General features: G+C 34.2%; 19 protein-coding genes and 1 tRNA gene. 9 read left to right on the top strand and 11 right to left on the bottom strand.

The genetic code is table 11. The annotated features are described in order from the left end of the window. Positions 1-8 precede the first annotated feature (8 nt). The gene (locus QWY90_RS03710) at positions 9-1091 is read left to right on the top strand and encodes an anhydro-N-acetylmuramic acid kinase (RefSeq protein ID WP_290284508.1); all 1083 of its coding nucleotides are present in this window, start codon (positions 9-11) and stop codon (positions 1089-1091) included. On the opposite strand, the gene QWY90_RS03705 is transcribed toward QWY90_RS03710, so the two are convergent. After that, on the bottom strand, positions 1060-1473 hold the full coding sequence (locus tag QWY90_RS03705) for a DUF1003 domain-containing protein (protein ID WP_290284507.1): 414 nt from the start codon (positions 1471-1473) through the stop codon (positions 1060-1062). The genes QWY90_RS03710 and QWY90_RS03705 overlap by 32 nt on opposite strands. 125 nt (positions 1474-1598) lie before the next feature. Here QWY90_RS03705 and QWY90_RS03700 point away from each other — a divergent pair, with 125 nt between their 5' ends. From QWY90_RS03700 to QWY90_RS03690, 3 genes are all read left to right on the top strand, one after another. Next, the gene (locus QWY90_RS03700; protein ID WP_290284506.1) at positions 1599-1817 is read left to right on the top strand and encodes a hypothetical protein; all 219 of its coding nucleotides are present in this window, start codon (positions 1599-1601) and stop codon (positions 1815-1817) included. Between the two features lie 91 nt (positions 1818-1908). Continuing rightward, a complete protein-coding gene (locus tag QWY90_RS03695) occupies positions 1909-3135 on the top strand; it encodes a Glu/Leu/Phe/Val dehydrogenase dimerization domain-containing protein (RefSeq protein WP_290284505.1) in 1227 nt (408 codons plus the stop codon). A gap of 80 nt (positions 3136-3215) precedes the next feature. After that, a complete protein-coding gene (locus QWY90_RS03690) occupies positions 3216-4097 on the top strand; it encodes an energy transducer TonB family protein (RefSeq protein ID WP_290284504.1) in 882 nt (293 codons plus the stop codon). A 59-nt stretch (positions 4098-4156) separates the two neighbouring features. On the opposite strand, the gene QWY90_RS03685 is transcribed toward QWY90_RS03690, so the two are convergent. From QWY90_RS03685 to QWY90_RS03675, 3 genes are read right to left on the bottom strand one after another with little or no spacing between them, the layout of a single operon-like run. After that, positions 4157-4693, bottom strand: coding sequence for a DUF4468 domain-containing protein (locus QWY90_RS03685; RefSeq protein ID WP_290284503.1), 537 nt, complete (start codon positions 4691-4693; stop codon positions 4157-4159). 26 nt (positions 4694-4719) lie between these two features. Then, entirely contained in the window at positions 4720-5115 is a 396-nt protein-coding gene (locus QWY90_RS03680; RefSeq protein WP_290284501.1) for an ExbD/TolR family protein, read from the bottom strand. Further along, on the bottom strand, positions 5096-5809 hold the full coding sequence (locus QWY90_RS03675; protein WP_290286922.1) for a MotA/TolQ/ExbB proton channel family protein: 714 nt from the start codon (positions 5807-5809) through the stop codon (positions 5096-5098). The genes QWY90_RS03680 and QWY90_RS03675 overlap by 20 nt, the downstream gene beginning before the upstream one ends. A gap of 129 nt (positions 5810-5938) precedes the next feature. Here QWY90_RS03675 and QWY90_RS03670 point away from each other — a divergent pair, with 129 nt between their 5' ends. The 5 genes from QWY90_RS03670 (at position 5939) to QWY90_RS03650 (ending at position 10198) form a co-directional block, all read left to right on the top strand. Further along, entirely contained in the window at positions 5939-7159 is a 1221-nt protein-coding gene (locus QWY90_RS03670) for a bifunctional folylpolyglutamate synthase/dihydrofolate synthase (protein WP_290284499.1), read from the top strand. Positions 7160-7218: 59 nt separating this feature from the next. Then, positions 7219-7293: transfer RNA gene (locus QWY90_RS03665), tRNA-Val, on the top strand. A gap of 460 nt (positions 7294-7753) precedes the next feature. Then, a complete protein-coding gene (locus QWY90_RS03660; protein ID WP_290284497.1) occupies positions 7754-8344 on the top strand; it encodes a Crp/Fnr family transcriptional regulator in 591 nt (196 codons plus the stop codon). After that, positions 8345-9580, top strand: coding sequence for a hypothetical protein (locus QWY90_RS03655; protein ID WP_290284496.1), 1236 nt, complete (start codon positions 8345-8347; stop codon positions 9578-9580). Between the two features lie 66 nt (positions 9581-9646). Beyond that, positions 9647-10198 (top strand): fasciclin domain-containing protein, encoded by a 552-nt coding sequence (locus QWY90_RS03650; protein WP_290284495.1) that lies wholly within the window; start codon positions 9647-9649, stop codon positions 10196-10198. 98 nt (positions 10199-10296) lie between these two features. On the opposite strand, the gene QWY90_RS03645 is transcribed toward QWY90_RS03650, so the two are convergent. Genes QWY90_RS03645 through QWY90_RS03615 form a run of 7 tightly spaced genes read right to left on the bottom strand, consistent with a single transcriptional unit; the run spans position 10297 to position 16937 of the window. Next, complete coding sequence (locus tag QWY90_RS03645) at positions 10297-10671, bottom strand: group III truncated hemoglobin (protein WP_290284494.1); 375 nt, start codon at positions 10669-10671, stop codon at positions 10297-10299. A 1-nt stretch (position 10672) separates the two neighbouring features. Next, on the bottom strand, positions 10673-11440 hold the full coding sequence (locus QWY90_RS03640; RefSeq protein WP_290284493.1) for an ABC transporter permease subunit: 768 nt from the start codon (positions 11438-11440) through the stop codon (positions 10673-10675). Continuing rightward, positions 11433-12146 (bottom strand): ABC transporter ATP-binding protein, encoded by a 714-nt coding sequence (locus QWY90_RS03635; protein ID WP_290284492.1) that lies wholly within the window; start codon positions 12144-12146, stop codon positions 11433-11435. Before QWY90_RS03635 ends, QWY90_RS03640 begins: the two co-directional genes overlap by 8 nt. Then, positions 12143-13378 (bottom strand): nitrous oxide reductase family maturation protein NosD, encoded by a 1236-nt coding sequence (locus QWY90_RS03630; RefSeq protein ID WP_290284491.1) that lies wholly within the window; start codon positions 13376-13378, stop codon positions 12143-12145. The genes QWY90_RS03635 and QWY90_RS03630 overlap by 4 nt, the downstream gene beginning before the upstream one ends. Then, positions 13379-14398 carry a nitrous oxide reductase accessory protein NosL gene (locus QWY90_RS03625; protein WP_290284489.1) on the bottom strand — a complete coding sequence of 340 codons (1020 nt, stop codon included), beginning with the start codon at positions 14396-14398 and terminating at the stop codon, positions 13379-13381. It abuts the gene before it with no gap. 50 nt (positions 14399-14448) lie between these two features. Beyond that, positions 14449-16431, bottom strand: coding sequence for a Sec-dependent nitrous-oxide reductase (gene nosZ, locus QWY90_RS03620; protein WP_290284487.1), 1983 nt, complete (start codon positions 16429-16431; stop codon positions 14449-14451). A gap of 26 nt (positions 16432-16457) precedes the next feature. Continuing rightward, the gene (locus QWY90_RS03615) at positions 16458-16937 is read right to left on the bottom strand and encodes a c-type cytochrome (protein WP_290284486.1); all 480 of its coding nucleotides are present in this window, start codon (positions 16935-16937) and stop codon (positions 16458-16460) included. Positions 16938-17114 lie beyond the last annotated feature (177 nt).

Here is a 17114-nt window from a genome sequence, read left to right as displayed (position 1 = left end):
TTTAGCCAATGTTTAAACAAACCTATAATGTTATTGGAGTAATGTCAGGCACTTCGCTTGACGGCATTGATTTGGCGCACATACATTTTTCAATAATTGAAGACAAATGGAGCTTCAAAATCCTTGAAAGCGAAACCGTTTCGTATGACATTAATTGGTTGAACAAATTAAAAACTGCTGTTGGTTTTTCGGAAGCCGAATTAAAAAAACTGAATAAAGAGTATACCCTTCTTATAGCAAATGTCATCAAAACTTTCATCGAAAAGCACGACTTGAAAAATCTTGATGCCGTTTGTTCTCATGGACATACAATTTTACATCAACCTCAAAACGGCTATACGCTTCAAATTGGCAATCTTCCTGAAATAGCAAAAATCCTGAATGAAACTGTAGTTTGTGATTTCCGGGTGCAAGATGTTCAACTTGGCGGACAAGGTGCCCCTTTGGTTCCGATTGGCGATAGAATTTTGTTTGCCAATTATGACTATTGTTTGAATATGGGTGGCTTTTCTAATGTGTCATTTGAACAAAACGGCAACCGAATTGCTTTTGATATTTCACCTGTAAATACGGTTTTGAATTTTTATTCCAATCAACTCGGATTGGATTATGATGATAAAGGGAAAATTTCAAAATCAGGAAAACTTAGTATGGATTTATTATCCGAATTAAATGCGGTAGCGTATTACAAAAAGCCGTTTCCAAAATCACTCGGATTCGAATTTGTAAAAGAAACTATTTTGCCTTTGATTGAAAAACACAACATACCCACGGAAGATAAAATGCATGCATTTACCGAACATATTGCTATTCAAACGGCAGCAGCATTACCAATAAAAAAAGCAAAACTTTTAGCCACCGGCGGCGGAACCTACAATGATTTTTTGATGGAAAGAATGCAGTACCATTTACCTCAACTACAATTCATCATTCCCGATAAAAAAACAATCGAATTCAAAGAAGCATTGATTTTTGCTTTGCTTGGTGTTTTAAAACTAAGAAATGAGAGCAATGTTTTAGCAAGCGTTACGGGTGCGAAATACAATCACGCTTCAGGAGTTATTTTTTATCCAGCTCCTCCAACATTCTGATAATTTTATCCAGCTTATCTACTTCCATCGAATTCAATTTAATTGCCAAAGCTTCTATTTCTTCCTTTGCTTCAATATTAGTTTGATAATCGGCTTGAGCCTGGGCTCTATCACGCTCATTTTGTCTGTTTTGAGCCATCATAATAATGGGCGCTGCATAAGCCGCTTGTGTCGAAAAAAGCAAATTCAAAAGAATAAACGGATACGGATCCCAATGCGAAACATAAGCCACTACATTCAGTAACATCCAAATGCCAACAATAATAGTTTGGATAATAATAAAGCGCCATGAACCCATATTACTAGCAACTTTATCCGCTAAGCGACTTCCAAAAGATAAGTTTTCTGCATGTTGCTGATGCCAATTTTTTATAATTCCCATACGCTTTTTGATTTTTTATTAGTAAAGGTTAAAACTAATCAAACCTATCGATTTATAACTACTAATTAACAAAACGTATTTCCTTTTTTCATAAATTAGCTACTCAAATCAAAAAATATAATATAATGAGAAAATTAATGTTAGCAGTTATTGCTCTTTTGGGCTTCACTTTGACTGCATCGGCACAAACAGCTACTAAAAAAGTAACAAAAACTAAAACAGAAACAAAAGTAGTCTTGAAAAAAGACGGAACTCCAGACAAGCGTTACAAGAAAACAGAAACCAAAGTGGTTTTGAAAAAAGACGGAACACCAGACAAACGTTTTAAGGAAAACAAAAAATAAATTGATATAAACGCTACTTTCGAGTGGCGTTTTTTTATGGCATTTTCCTAATTCCTATTTCCTATATTTGCACCACAAATTAAATAGCACAATGAAAGAATTATTAAAAAAATTCGAAGATAAAACGCCCGAAATAGTATTCAATTGGAAAGATGCTGAAACAGAAGCCGAAGGTTGGACCGTAATCAACTCACTACGTGGCGGTGCTGCTGGTGGCGGAACCCGAATGAGAAAAGGACTAGACATGAACGAAGTCTTATCATTGGCAAAAACCATGGAAGTGAAATTTTCTGTTTCAGGTCCAGCTATTGGAGGTGCTAAATCGGGTATCAATTTTGACCCAAATGATCCACGCAAAAAAGGCGTTTTACAACGTTGGTATAAAGCTGTTTCTCCTTTATTAAAAAGCTACTACGGAACAGGTGGCGATTTGAACGTTGACGAAATTCACGAAGTAATTCCATTTACCGAAGAATGTGGTGTTTGGCATCCGCAAGAAGGGGTTTTTAACGGACATTTCAAACCAACCGAAGCAGATAAAATCAACCGTATTGGACAATTGCGTCAAGGCGTTATCAAAGTAATCGAAAACCCAAAATTCTCTCCCGATGTATTGCGCAAATATACTATTGCCGATATGATTACTGGCTATGGCGTTGCCGAAGCCGTTCGTCATTATTATCATATTTATGGTGGTGATGTAAAAGGCAAAAAAGCTATAGTGCAAGGTTTTGGAAATGTAGGTTCCGCTGCAGCTTTCTATCTTGCCGAAATGGGGGTGAAAATTATTGGTATTATAGACCGCGATGGTGGAATTATCAACGAAGAAGGGTACACATTTGAAGAAATTAAAAGTTTGTTTTTAAATAAAGACGGAAACAAATTGGTAGCGCAAAATATGATACCATTTGAAGAAATTAATCAAAGAATCTGGACATTAGGAGCTGATATATTTACACCATGTGCAGCATCTCGTCTAGTAACAAAAAACCAAATCGACAACTTAATCAATAACGGTTTAGAAGTTATTTCGTGTGGAGCCAATGTGCCGTTTGCTGATAAAGAAATTTTCTTCGGTAGTATCATGGAAGAAACCGACAGCAAAGTGAGTCTAATTCCCGACTTCATTTCAAACTGTGGCATGGCAAGAGTGTTTGCTTATTTTATGGAGAAAAAAGTACAAATGACGGACGAAGCTATCTTTTCTGATATTTCAGAGATTATTAAAACCGCCTTAGAAAAGGCACACAATTTGAATGCAGATAAAAAAAACATAAGCGCTACTGCTTTTGAAATTGCACTGAAACAATTAGTTTAGAAAAAAATAACTGTCTAGATTACACAATAATTTGTATTTTTAAACGTTTTAACCACAATTAAAGAACAAAAGAAACAACTATGAGTTTTCAACTTACTGAAAATGATAAAAAATCGTTAGCAATTACTACAATAGTATATGCTTTGTTAATTCTTTTGCTTTTTCTTTTTCGCTTTTGGCCCCCAGCCAATATGAAACTGATGGGCGGCGGTGGCGGTGGCGGCATCGAGATGAACTTTGGCGATAGCGATTATGGGATGGGTGATAATTATAAAAGTGAAGTCTTAAATGTAAAAGATGAAGTCAAAAAGGCACCAACACCAACACCTGATGAAAACATCATTTCAGATGATAATGCCGATGACAATGTTGTTGTGCCAAAAAAAGAGGACATTAAAACCAAACCCATTCCTGTCAAAAAAGATATAAAACCTGTAGTTGTAAAACCAAAAGTTTCTCAAAATGCAAATGATGCTTTATCAAGTATTCTAGGTAATAAAGGTGGTGATGGAAATGATACCAAAGGCGGCAATAAAGGCAGCGCTAATGGCAACCTAAACTCAAACGGTTATTATGGCAACGGCAGCGGAACAGGTTCTGGCGGTGGAAACGGTTCGGGTAACGGAACAGGAAGTGGTTCGGGCACGGGTTCCGGAAATGGAAGCGGAAATGGTGGCGGAAACGGAAGCGGATCGGGTTATGCGTTAGGCAACCGAAAAGCATTAAACAAACCCCAACCTGATTATACGTGCCAAGAACAAGGAAGGGTTGCGGTTCAGGTTTCGGTGGATAGAAATGGAAATACCATTAGTGTAACGGCCGGAGTTCAAGGAACAACCAACACCGCAAAATGTTTGTTAGACCAAGCTAAAATTGCTGCTATGAATACCAAATGGCAACCGGATAGCAATGCTCCCGAAAAACAAGTTGGAAAGATAATTTATACTTTCAGTTTGAACTAAACATAAAAAAATCCCGGTTGTGAAATCGGGATTTTTTGTTTCTATTAATTTGGGAAAGATTACCAGTTCTCAGCTTTCTTCTTTTTATCCATAAAGGCAATCAAGCTTTTATTCAAATCATTAAAAAGTGATTCGTAAGCTGCAGGCACTTCGTCTTTATATTTTTTTAAGCTGCCATCAGGATTATAATACTCTGAAAAATCATCCAGATTATGAACAGTAGTATTTGCTGAATTATTAGCTTTCTCTATTAAACCATTTGCAGCAAACTTGTATTTTCCATCTTTAAAATTTATTTCTATTGTGAAAGTAGCTGAAGCACAAACTGTTGTTCCTCCTGCTTTACTGCATAGAAAATTTTCTTTGGTGCCTTCAATAACAAGTTTTTCATTTTCTACAGATGAAATCACAACAAAATTTTTCTTCGCATTATCTTTTACCCAGGCTTGTGCTCTGGCATAAGTGTCTTTTGCCGAGCCGTCATAAGTGGTTACAATAAAATCGGTCAAACCATCTTTAGAAAATTTAAATGCTGTGTCTTGTGCAAAAGTTGACGCCGTTACAAATGCCATCAACAATAAAGTTATAAGTTTCATATACTAACTATTTAATTGTACACTCTTTATTTTGGACTTGTTGCAATGACAAACTTCAGTTTGTTCTTTACACCTATTTGCAAAACATCTACCAAATCTTGTACTTGCAATGTAGCCGGAATTCTTATGATTACCGTTTGCTGCTTTTCCGGATCCATTAATTGCAACAATCTGGTTTCCAATTGGTCCAAAAGCACTTCTTCTTTGTCAATGAAATATCTTTTTTCTTCGGTTACCGATAACGTTATAAGTTGCTTATTTGTCTTTTCATTTGTTTTCGATTTTGGCAAAGTCATTCGGATAACATTTGGATTTGCCAAGGTAGATATGATTAAGAAAAACAACAACAAGAAAAACATAATGTCGCTCAAAGAGGATGTGGCGACTTCTGCATGAAATCGTTTATTTCGCTTTATGGCCATTTGGTCTTTGAATTATATTTATAAATTCTAATACTTGTCTTTGAATAGATAATGAAAATGCATCAATTTTACCATTGAATAAGTGATACGCGCTATAGGCTATAATACCAACAATCAAACCGGCGCCACTACTAATCATTTTTTCATACAATCCACCAGAAATATTACCGATACTGATATCTTCTGTTACCGAAATAGCATAGAAAATTTTTATTACTCCCGAAATGGTTCCGATAAATCCAAGTGTTGGTGCAATACCCGCAATCAGTCCTAATTGCCCTAATTTCTTTTCCATATACCCGATTTCGATATTGGCAGCACGCTCCATATTTGATTCTATTTCGCCAATATGTCTTCCAATGGTTAGCACACCTTCTTTTATGATGGCGCCTTGAGCATTACCTGTTCTTTCTGCTGAAGAAACCGCCATTTCAATATTGGCATTATTCAAATGATTTCGAATGTCTTTCATCAAATGTTCATCTATTTTGGCTGCTTTATGGATGTACAAATAGCGCTCAAAAACAAGATAGATGGTATAAAATAACAAAATGGCAATTGGAATAAGGAATAATCCTCCTTTGAAAATGAATTCTAATACTGATACTTCATTTGTTAAGGCAGCATTTGCTTTATCTACAGTTGGAAGGGCTTGTGCTAAAGTATCAGCTTGTAATTGTAAAAACGTGCTTATCATATTTATCTAATTTATGGCAATTAATTCTGAAAATAATTTCAATTTTGTGTTTTCAAATGCGCATCACAATATAAACGAAAAAAAACGTATAAAAGTATATTGACCGCCAATTTTTTTCCGAAAATTATGAACTATAAAGAAACGCTTGATTGGATGTTTAACAAATTGCCGATGTATCAAACACAAGGCGCTTCGGCCTATAGAAAGGACATTACCAATACGGTTTTGTTAGCCAAACATTTGGGAAATCCTGAACGTAATTTGAAATGTATTCACATAGCCGGAACCAATGGAAAAGGGTCAACTTCACATTTATTGGCTTCCGTTTTACAAGAAGCCGGCTATAAAGTTGGTTTGTACACTTCGCCTCATTTAAAAGATTATCGCGAGCGAATAGCCATCAACGGAATACCAATTTCGGAAGAATATGTAACAGATTTCATGAACAAAAATAAACCTTTTTTTGAAGCTAATGAGTTAAGCTTTTTTGAAATGAGTGTTGGATTGGCTTTTGAGTATTTTGTAAAAGAGAAAACAGATATCAATATTATTGAAGTCGGAATGGGTGGTCGATTGGATTCAACTAATATAATTACGCCATTGGTTTCGGTTATTACTAATATCGGATTAGACCACACTCAGTTTTTAGGTGATACTTTAGAATTAATTGCTTTTGAAAAAGCTGGTATTATCAAACCGAATATTCCTGTAGTTATTGGCGAATATGTTGCCGAAACAAAACCAGTGTTCTTAGCTAAAGCCAAAGAAACGAATTCCGAAATTTATTTTGCTTCCGATTTAATTAATGAAACTTATCCTTCTGCACTACTTGGCGATTATCAAGTTCACAATAAGAAAACGGTGATGCAAACCCTAAAAGCACTACAAGATAAAAAGTTACTATCCGTTTCGGAAACCGATATTAAAAATGGTTTTTTGAATGTGATAAAGAATACTCGACTACAAGGCAGATGGCAACAATTGGGAGAAAATCCAACTGTTATTTGTGATACAGCTCATAATTCGCACGGACTTAAAATTGTTTTGAATCAGATACAGAAACAAAAATTTAAAATACTTCATATTGTTTTAGGTCTCGTAAATGATAAGAATTTAGAAGAAATCCTGCCTTTGTTTCCACAAGATGCTATTTATTATTTCTGCAAACCCGATATTTTAAGAGGATTAGACGAAGTAATTTTAAAAGAAAAAGCAGCTGAGTTTAATCTTATCGGTCAAACATATATTTCAGTATCAAATGCTTATCAGGCTGCCAAGGAAAACGCTGGTAGCAATGACTTTATTTATATAGGGGGAAGTACATTTGTAGTTGCAGAAATTTTATAATTTTTATTGCTTTTTATTTGCAGAATTAAAAAAGTAACCTATATTTGCACTCGCATTAAGGGCGATTAGCTCAGTTGGTTCAGAGCATCTCGTTTACACCGAGAGGGTCGGGGGTTCGAATCCCTCATCGCCCACAAGAAAAACCGAAACGAAAGTTTCGGTTTTTTTATTTTATAACGGCGTCAAAAGCTCGCTCTTGTAAGACGTTATAAAATAAAAAAACGACTTGTTGCAAACAAGTTGGTTTTTCTTGTTCAGGGTCCCCCTAACTGGTATCAACGAAGTTAATCCCAGTTACTTTAAGAGCTAAAACTAGTGTACCTGAAGCCCAATGGGCTTCCTCCTCTTACTATCAAATGTTCAGGATTACCCTAAAAAGAATCAATAAAGTTAATCCCTATAATTTAAACTTCCATAAATAAATTCATTTTTTAAAATTGCTTTATTTATCACTACATAATCTAGCACTCAAGTTTTAGTAATTTATATGATTCGGGTCATATTTTTAATACTTTTATAAAAATTAATTTTGTCGAATCTAAGCCTAACTTCTCTTTAATAAGTGAATTCGACTTAAAACACCAAAAATCTACTATGCAAATAGATATTGATTTATTGTTTTCTTGGGGAGCTATCGCTAAAGAGTACAAAAAAAATGAAATAATTTTTTATGAAGATGATATGGCTAATTTTTATTTCCAAATTATTGAAGGAAGTGTAAAAATGATTAATTCAAACGATGAAGGAAAAGAATTTATACAAGGATATTTTTATGATGGCCAAAGTTTTGGAGAACCGCCTTTACTTATTAGTCAAAATTACCCAGCTTCGGCAATAGCATTTCATGACAGCAAAATCATTAAACTATCAAAAGAGAAGTTTTTAAAAATTATTGATGAATATCCTTCCATACATAGGAAACTATTAAATTTAATGGCACTACGAATCCATTCTAAAGCAATCACAACTCGAGCTATAATTAATCAAAAACCTGAATATCGAATTATTGCCTTTTTAAAAGCACATAAGAATTTTCCGGATAATGAAGAAAAAGAATTAGTTCCTTTTACCAGACAAGAAATTGCCAATTTTACTGGGCTACGAGTTGAAACTGTTATTAGAGAGTTAGCCAAAATGAGTAAAAATTGTAAAGTGGAAATAATCAATCATAAAATATATTACTAGATGCAATTTAACAGTAAATATTGGCTCAAGTTTTCGTTGTTTAACCTCTTTATTGTTGCCTTATTAGGGCTTTTAATGCGCTATAAAATAGGTTTTGAGTTTCCTTTCCTAGACCAAAAACATTTACAACATTCGCATTCTCATTTTGCATTTACCGGATGGATTAGTCATACATTAATGGTGTTAATGATTCAGTTTTTAGAGAAAAAAACAATCACTTTTAAGGCCAAAAAATATAACTATATTCTCGTTGCCAATCTAATCAGCGCTTACGGAATGCTGGTTTTCTTTATCATAGAAGGTTACGGAATGTTTTCTATATTTTTTTCAACCTTGTCAATCGTAGTGGCCTGTTTCTTTGGCTATCGTTTTTTCAAAGATTTAAAATTGATTGACAAAGAGTGTCTTTCGATAAATTGGTTCAAAGCTGCCATTGGTTTTAATATTTTTTCTTCACTCGGAACCTTTGCATTAGCTTATATGATGGTTACCAAAAATATACATCAAGAAGAATATTTAGCATCAATTTATTATTACTTGCATTTTCAGTACAATGGCTGGTTTTTCTTTGCCTGTATGGGTTTACTATTTCATTTCTTGCATCTGAAGTCGTCCGAAAATCCATTTTTTAAAACTTCGTTTAGATTATTTTTCATTGCTTGCATTCCGGCCTATTTTCTTTCAACACTTTGGTGGGATTTAGTTCCTTCTTGGCTTTACATTCTAACAGTAATGGCTGCTTTTGTTCAAGTATTTGCTTGGTTTAAATTGCTAACCATTATAATCAAAACCAAACTAGATATACTGGAAAACTATCCATTTTTCCTTCGCTATATTTTACTATTTGTCGGATTTGCTTTGAGTGTAAAACTTCTTTTGCAATTGGGTTCTACGATTCCGGCTTTGAGCCAATTAGCCTTTGGATTCCGGCCTATAGTAATTGCTTATTTGCATTTGGTTTTATTGGCGATTATTTCACTTTATCTATTGTTTTATAGTTATGCAAATCACTTTTTTTACATCAATAAACAAATCAAAATTGGGATTATTTTATTCTCAATCGGAGTATTGTTAAATGAAATTATTCTTGCCATTCAAGGTATCGCATCCTTTAGCTATACCGTAATTCCTTATGTTAACGAAATGCTTTTTGTCATTGCAATAATCCTCGTTTCCGGAATTGGAATGATGGCCTTTTATTCGATAAAAAAAAGCAATATTCATCCTCCTTTATGATTGCACTCATAAAATAATGATTTCATAATCAAGTACTTTGTTGGTATAAACCAAGTATATTTTATTATGAAAAAATCAATTAAATTATGGCTTTTAGCAGGATTAGTAGTTTTTGTTGGATGCAAAAAAACAGATGAAACGACTACCGTTTCTCCAACTGAAGAAACTACTCAAGCTCCGGGACAAGAAGGAGTAAAAGATGACACCTCAAATCCGAATATCGTTCAGGTTGCGGTTGGAAGTAAAGACCACACCACTTTAGTAGCTGCTGTTAAAGCTGCCGGTTTAGTTACTTCATTAAGCAATGCTGGACCATTTACCGTTTTTGCCCCAACCAATGCTGCCTTTGACAAATTGCCAAAAGGCACTGTTGACGATTTATTAAAACCGGAAAACAAAGAAAAATTATCCAATATTTTGGGTTATCATACCTATGTTGGTACTTTAAAAACCGAATACATGCAAGACGGTCAGGAGTTTGATATGGTTTTTGGCGGGAAAGTAAAAATCACTAAAAAGGGTGAAAAAACGTTTGTAAATGGCTCTGAAATTGTAGCTTCGATTCCAACATCTAACGGGATAATTCATGTAATTGGAGATGTTTTACTTCCAAAATAAAATAATTATTAATTCAAATTTGCTTTTCTTTTTTAAGTTGAAAAGGCGTGATGGTTGTCGATTACGCCTTTTTTATTTTATGTAGAAGCAGTTTTATTTTACTGTGATAACGTTTTATACATCATCATATCTGAAATATTCAACGCTCTATTTTTAATTTCCTCGGCTTTCTTACCTTCAAAAAGTTTGTCTACCGTTTGTATAAATAAATCATTCCATTGCTGAAAATGTACTTTTGTCATCGTGCTTTTTTGATGAAGTTCTTTATGCCGAGCCATTGGATTTCCTTCGTAATTGGCGGTTAAAAAAAGAATGTTTTCCCAAAAATCGTACATCTTCGGCAAATGTAATTCCCAATTTACTTTGGCTACATCAGTAAACAAATAACCAATAACTACATCTTTTTTGACGCAATCATAAAAAGCATTGACCAACTTTTCAATGTCTTTCCTATTTCGAATATCAGTTTTCATTTTATAAATCTTTATTTCTAAATTTCTTAAGCGAGATGTAAAAAGGAATGATTGCCCATAAACACAGCAATAAAAAAGAAATTATTAATCCTATTGAAGTGCCAAAAAAGTCTTTAAAAATGGCTCCAGTATAACCCATCATTGCAGAAACATCCAGATGCAACAATATTTGAATTCGTGCCAAATCAATTGGGCTGAATGCTGTAACGGCAACCATCGCATTTTCTATTGGGTATTCTTCTAATTGGAATAGTAAAAACAACACCATTCCATCGAATAATAAAGCAAAATACAACCAAATCATAATGGCAATTCCAATTCCTTTTGCCTTATCTCGTGTTAGAATGGAGCTCAAAAAAGCCAAAGCGACAAATATTATCGAAATCAAACTTCCCACAACTATCATCATAAATCCAACACTATCGGGAGCAAATAATAATAAAGGAATGCCTGCTCCAAATAGAAAAGCTAATACCATTGAAGAGGATAATCCGCAGTACAAACTCATCCAAATCTTTTTCCTTTTGATTGGTTGGCTTAATAAAAGCTCGATAAACTCTGAGCTGTTGTAAATATATATAGTCGAAAAAAGTATTGAAACCAATGGAACCGTAAACAGAATTATGTTTAGAATGGTCAATAAGCCTTTAGCCGAATTGTCTTCTAAAACAAAAGAACTCCAGGAAAGTATGGCTAAAATCAAAGTGTACGCCAAAACAATCTTGTTCTTTAGAATATCGAGCAATATGATTTTTATAATTCTATTCATTTCCTTTATTCTTTAAAATTTGAGCAATGGCTTTAGAAATTTTATCTTCCTTGGTGGATGCTTTTAAATCGGCTACCTTTTTATGAAAATAGACTTTACCTTCTTGCATAAAAATTATTTCGGTTACCAAATCATCGAGCTCGCTCAATAAATGCGAGGTTATCAATATAAGTTTTCCGTTTTCTTTTTCTTTAATGATTTTCTCTTTCAAAATCTCAGATGCTAATGGATCTAAACCTGCGGTCGGTTCATCTAATATCAACACATCCGGATTGAATAAAAAAGCCAACGTAGCACTTACTTTTTGAGTAGTTCCGCCTGAAAGTGTTCGCATTTGTTTGTTAAACATTTTTTTCAACTCAAAAGCTTTCACCAAATCTTCATCGAGTGGTTGATTTGAATTTCTGATTTGTTTGATCATTTCTATAATTTGACCAATTGTCATAGTATCAGGATAGCGCCCTATTTGTGGCATGTAGCCAATGTTTTCACGATATTGATATTCTCCAAGAACTGATTTTTCGTTAAATTCTATCAAACCATTATCGGGCAAAACCATTCCTAAAATTGCTTTGATTAAAGTTGTTTTTCCGCAACCATTTGGACCAATTAGCGCAATACATTCCCCTTTGTTAAACGAAAGATTGATGTTTTGCAAAACTTCAAATTTGCCAAACTTTTTATTTAAGTTTTTTATTTCTATCATAGTCGTAAAGACTTCATTAATGGCGTTTTATCTATAAAATTGTCAGGTGTAATACTAGGCAAAACTTTCTCTGATTTATCTAAAAGCGTTATCATAAAACTTCTGAAAAGTAACATAGACGATGGATTTTTTTCGGTTAAAACCGCAAACAAACTCAACGGATGATAAGGTACATCGCCTACCCCATTTTTGTCTAAATCATACCCTTCGTATTTGTCCCAATAATTACTATTAAAAGCGTTTAAGACCAAACTTCCGTTTGTGCTAATATCAAAAGTGTTTCCTAAAAAATTATTGTTAACCAACTCATTATCCATACAACTTGCCTGCACTTTCATGGCCCATCCATTCGCTTCAAAAACGTTTTTTTCTAGTTTTATTCTTGAAGCGCCTTCCATATAAATAGCCGAAGTATTTTTGATAAACTTATTATTAAAAATATAACTGTCCGAAATCTCTTTGAGCAATAAACCGTAAGCCGAATCGCCCCAGTTTTCTTCAAAAGTATTATTAAACATTTTTACGTTTTTGGTAAACATCACTGCAACACCAGCTCCGTTATTTTTAAAAACATTAGAAATATAAGCATCGTCATTAGAAAACATAAAATGCAAACCATATCGAATATTTTGAGTAGAAATGTTTCTCCAAATAACCGAATTGGTTACAAATTCAAAGTAAATTCCGTCTCGATGTCCTTTAATACGGTTACCAATAATTTGGAGATTTTGGCTCTTCCAGCAATGAATTCCGTTTCCTATAAGTTGCTCTGCTTTTCCAAAAGCGATAATGCTGTTGTTTTTGATGATGCAATTGGTGCAGTTTTGAAGATAGATTCCGAAAAAATTATCTTCTAAATAATTATTGAGAATTTGTACCGAAGTTCTGTTATAGACTTTAATGCCGCACGGATCTTCTAAAGAAGCAACTCCGGAATTCATTATTTTAAATCCACGAACAACTACATTATCTGCTTTAACCGAAAGTACTTCGTACTTTTTCTGACCATCAAGAACAGGGAAATTTTTCCCTATAAAAACAATTTTTTTTTCTATTACAATAGTTCCTTCTTTATAAGTTCCTCCGTTGACTATAATAGTATCACCATTTTTTGCCATAGCCAATGCTTGCATTATTCTTTTCACAGAACAAGTAGTACCAACTTCAATAGTAGTTGCAGTACCTATTTGAAATACTAAAAGGAAAAACGCTATAAAAAAAGAATTTTTCATCTAGTAAGAATTATAAATTTCTTTCCAGGTTGATGGTTGTGCTTTTAATTTTGTTTGATATTGAGCTGCCTCTTCATTGCTTGAAAACACAATTAAGTTTCCACCCATTGGTGCGCTGATTGTACCTCCTTTTAAGTAAAATCCCTTTTCTACTTCTATGAATTTATTTTCTTTTAAATAATCGTTTACATAAAGTACTTTGTAGTTAACATTGGTATTTGCTTTCGCATATTTTATCATGCAGGAAACATCGTCAAACTTGTAGACTCTTCCTTTTACAGTTATCAATTCTCCTGAAAATTTGGAATTAGAAATTGTCATTTTACAAAAATCACAACTGTCTACATTTAGTTTTATTGGTTTTGGTTCGTAAGAAGTACACGAAAATAAAGGTATCGAAACCAATAAAATCATAGCAGCATTGATGTTTCTTTTTCTGAAGATATTTAAAAAATTAGCTTCCCTTAAAACAGCAATAAACAAAAGTAACCCTGCGGCTGTAAGCATCCATCCTCCGATATCCGGAATAGAATACGCTCCAAAATTCAACAACTGTTTATACCCCAAAAGCGGCGGTTGATAAGACATTCCCGGAACTTTTATAGCGGCATCCGGATTTAAGTCATGCCCATAATTATAATTCCATCGGTAAAAATCTAATGCTGCTAGGATTACAAAAACGATATACGAAATAAAGAAAGCGTACAGTCCTTTTTTCTTTCCAACAAATAAGCAAAGTAAACCCAAGAGGGCAAACCCTATAAAAATATATTTTAATACCGAAAATTCGAAAAAGTTTTCGGCATGCAACGTTTTCATTCCTATATAATGGTTTAATCCATTGATGATGTCGACATTTCCTGCTAATTTATCAGCATGTAATTGCAATACCAATCCCTCAGGATATTGAGGTGCGGCAAGTTCTATGCGCCACAACGGAAAAAATATAGAAGTAAATAACAAAGCGGAAGCAATCAAAAGCAATGCTTTTGACAACATAGAACTTTTAGTATTTTTCATTTTGATGGGAAAAAAAAGGGAACAAATAAATTTGTTCCCTTTGGTTAAATTTATTTTGTCGCCGCTGGTAAGTTTGTCCCTAGACTAAACGATATAGGAACACTACTTCCTGCCGGAGATACTCTGATATATCCTTGCATTTCCTGGTGAAGCGCACTACAAAAATCGGTGCAATAAAAAGGAGAGATTCCTACTCTATCAGGTGTCCATTTTAAGGTAGCTGTTTCGCCTGGCATTATTAATAATTCGGCATTACTTGCCCCTTTGATGGCAAACCCGTGAGGTACATCCCAGTCTTGTTCAAGGTTCGTGATGTGGAAATAAACTTCATCGCCCATTTTTATTCCTTCAATATTATCCGGTGCGAAGTGAGAACGAATACAAGTCATAGAAATATCAACTCTTTTGCCGTTTCTTACTACTTTGGTTTCTTTCTCGCCTTTGGTTACAAATGGATGTTTATTGTCATCTAATTTGTAGAATTTCAATTGCCCATTATTGCGGATTAAATCAGCTGGTGCAGCTTGGGCATAGTGTGGTTCTCCAATAGTTGGAAAATCTAATATGAGCTGCATTTTATCGCCACTGATATCATAAATTTGAGCTGATTGAGCTAACTCAGGACCTGTTGGCAAGTATCTGTCTTTAGTAATTTTATTGTAAGCAATCAAATATTTACCAAATGGTTTTCTACTATCACCACCCGGAATACAAAGGTGTCCAACAGAATAATAAGTAGCTATTCTGTCTAAAACTTTTAACGATTTAATATCCCATTTTACTACTTCAGAAGAAACGAAGAATGTTGTATAAGCATTTCCTTTTCCGTCAAACTCAGTGTGAAGTGGTCCTAAACCTGGTTTTTGAACTTCACCATGAAGTGCAGCTTCGTATTTTATCACCGGAATGCCATCAAACTCTCCGTCAAATTGTTTGTTTTTGATAGCATTCTGTATCTTATCAAAACTGAATACGGGAATTAAAGCCGCCAATTTTCCTGAACCTACAATGTATTCTCCAGTTGGGTCAACATCGCAACCGTGTGGAGATTTTGGACAAGGAATCATATAGCAAATATCTTTCAACTCTTTTGAATCCAGAATTAAAACATCTGTTTTGATTTCAGAAGTTGCTGTATGAGTGCTTTCGTTATAAACATTGTGAGCATATCTGGTTGGTGTGTGTTTTCCTTTTCCGGCTTTGATATATTCTTCCGCTTTTTTCCAGTTTACTGCCATGATAAAATCTTTATCTTTTTGAGAAGCATTTACTTCTAACAAGGTGTTGGCTTGTTCTGTATTATAGCAAGAGAAGAAGAACCAACCATGCGATTTTCCTTTACCAGCATGAGATAAATCAAAATTTACACCAGGGCATTGAATCTGGAAAGCGATATCCATCTGACCTTCTTTCCCAACTTTTACAAAACTCAAATGTCCTTTAAAGTTCTGTTTGTAAGTATTAATCGGAACATCTCCATTAGAATTGTCTGGCGGAACACTAAAACGAGTTCCTGCTACCACATATTCTGTATTTTCTGTAATAAAAGGAGAAGAGTGATTACCAGCACTATTAGGCAACTCAATAATTTCTTTGGTTGTAAAAGTTTTTAAATCGATACGGGCAATACGCGGAGTATTATTGGCATTGCCAAAAACCCAACGACCATCAACTTCACCATTGGTTTGTGACATTTCGGTATGATGCAAATCGTCCCAAGGCACAAATCCGTGAGAGGTATTTAACATTGGTTTGGTTTCTTCGTTGTAACCGTATCCTTTTTCAGGGTCAACAGAAAACACCGGAATAACTCTAAACAGTCTTCCGCTTGGAAGTCCGTATACACTCATCTGACCGCTAAAACCTCCGGAAACGAAGTTATAGAACTCATCATATTTTCCGGGTGCAACATACGCTTTTTGAGCAGCATCACCCGACACGGCATCACCAGAATTTTTTGGTTTACAAGAAGTGAACAAAGCACTTCCTAATACGATAGCAAAAATTGCTTTATATAATTTATTTTTATTCATGATTTATTTAGTTTAATAAGCTTGGTTTATTTTACTCCGTCATTTTTACGCATGTATTCTAATACGCTTCTTGCTTCTGTATCGTTCAATCCTTGGTTTGGCATACGAACAAGACAAATTTCTAATTGGGCTTGCATTTTTGGGTCTTTAGTAATCATTGGGTCCGGATTGGTAATAAAGTTCATAATCCATTGTGGTTCATGACGCGAGGTAACACCTTTCCATCCTGGCCCTACTAGTTTTTCATCTGTTGCTTTGTGGCAAGAAGTACATTTAACTTCCGCAATTTTTTGTCCTTCTGTAGCCATTGCTTGATCTAAAGTGGCGCCTAGCTCTACTTTGTCAAATTTTCCCTCTCCACGTTTAGGATCATAAGATGCCGGATCTTTTGGAAGAGAAGTTTCATCAACACTTGTTGGCTTTGAAAAATCACTGTCGCTACTTTCCTTTTTACCACAAGAAATGAATAATAATGTTGCTACAAATACTAATGCTATTTTGTTCATAATGTTTAAGTTTAAATTATCTCGAACAAATTTCTATATAAAACAATCTATAAATTATGATTGCAATCATACTTGCCCAAAAAGATAATTAAGGGCATTAATACACTTTAAAAATTAATTTATTCCGATTAAGATTTGCACTATTTCTTTTGAGAAACAAGCAGCTGTAATTCATAA

This window comes from Flavobacterium paronense, assembly GCF_030409795.1.
Taxonomy (GTDB): Bacteria; Bacteroidota; Bacteroidia; order Flavobacteriales; family Flavobacteriaceae; genus Flavobacterium; species Flavobacterium paronense.
This window is presented reverse-complemented; position numbering and strand designations above follow the sequence as displayed.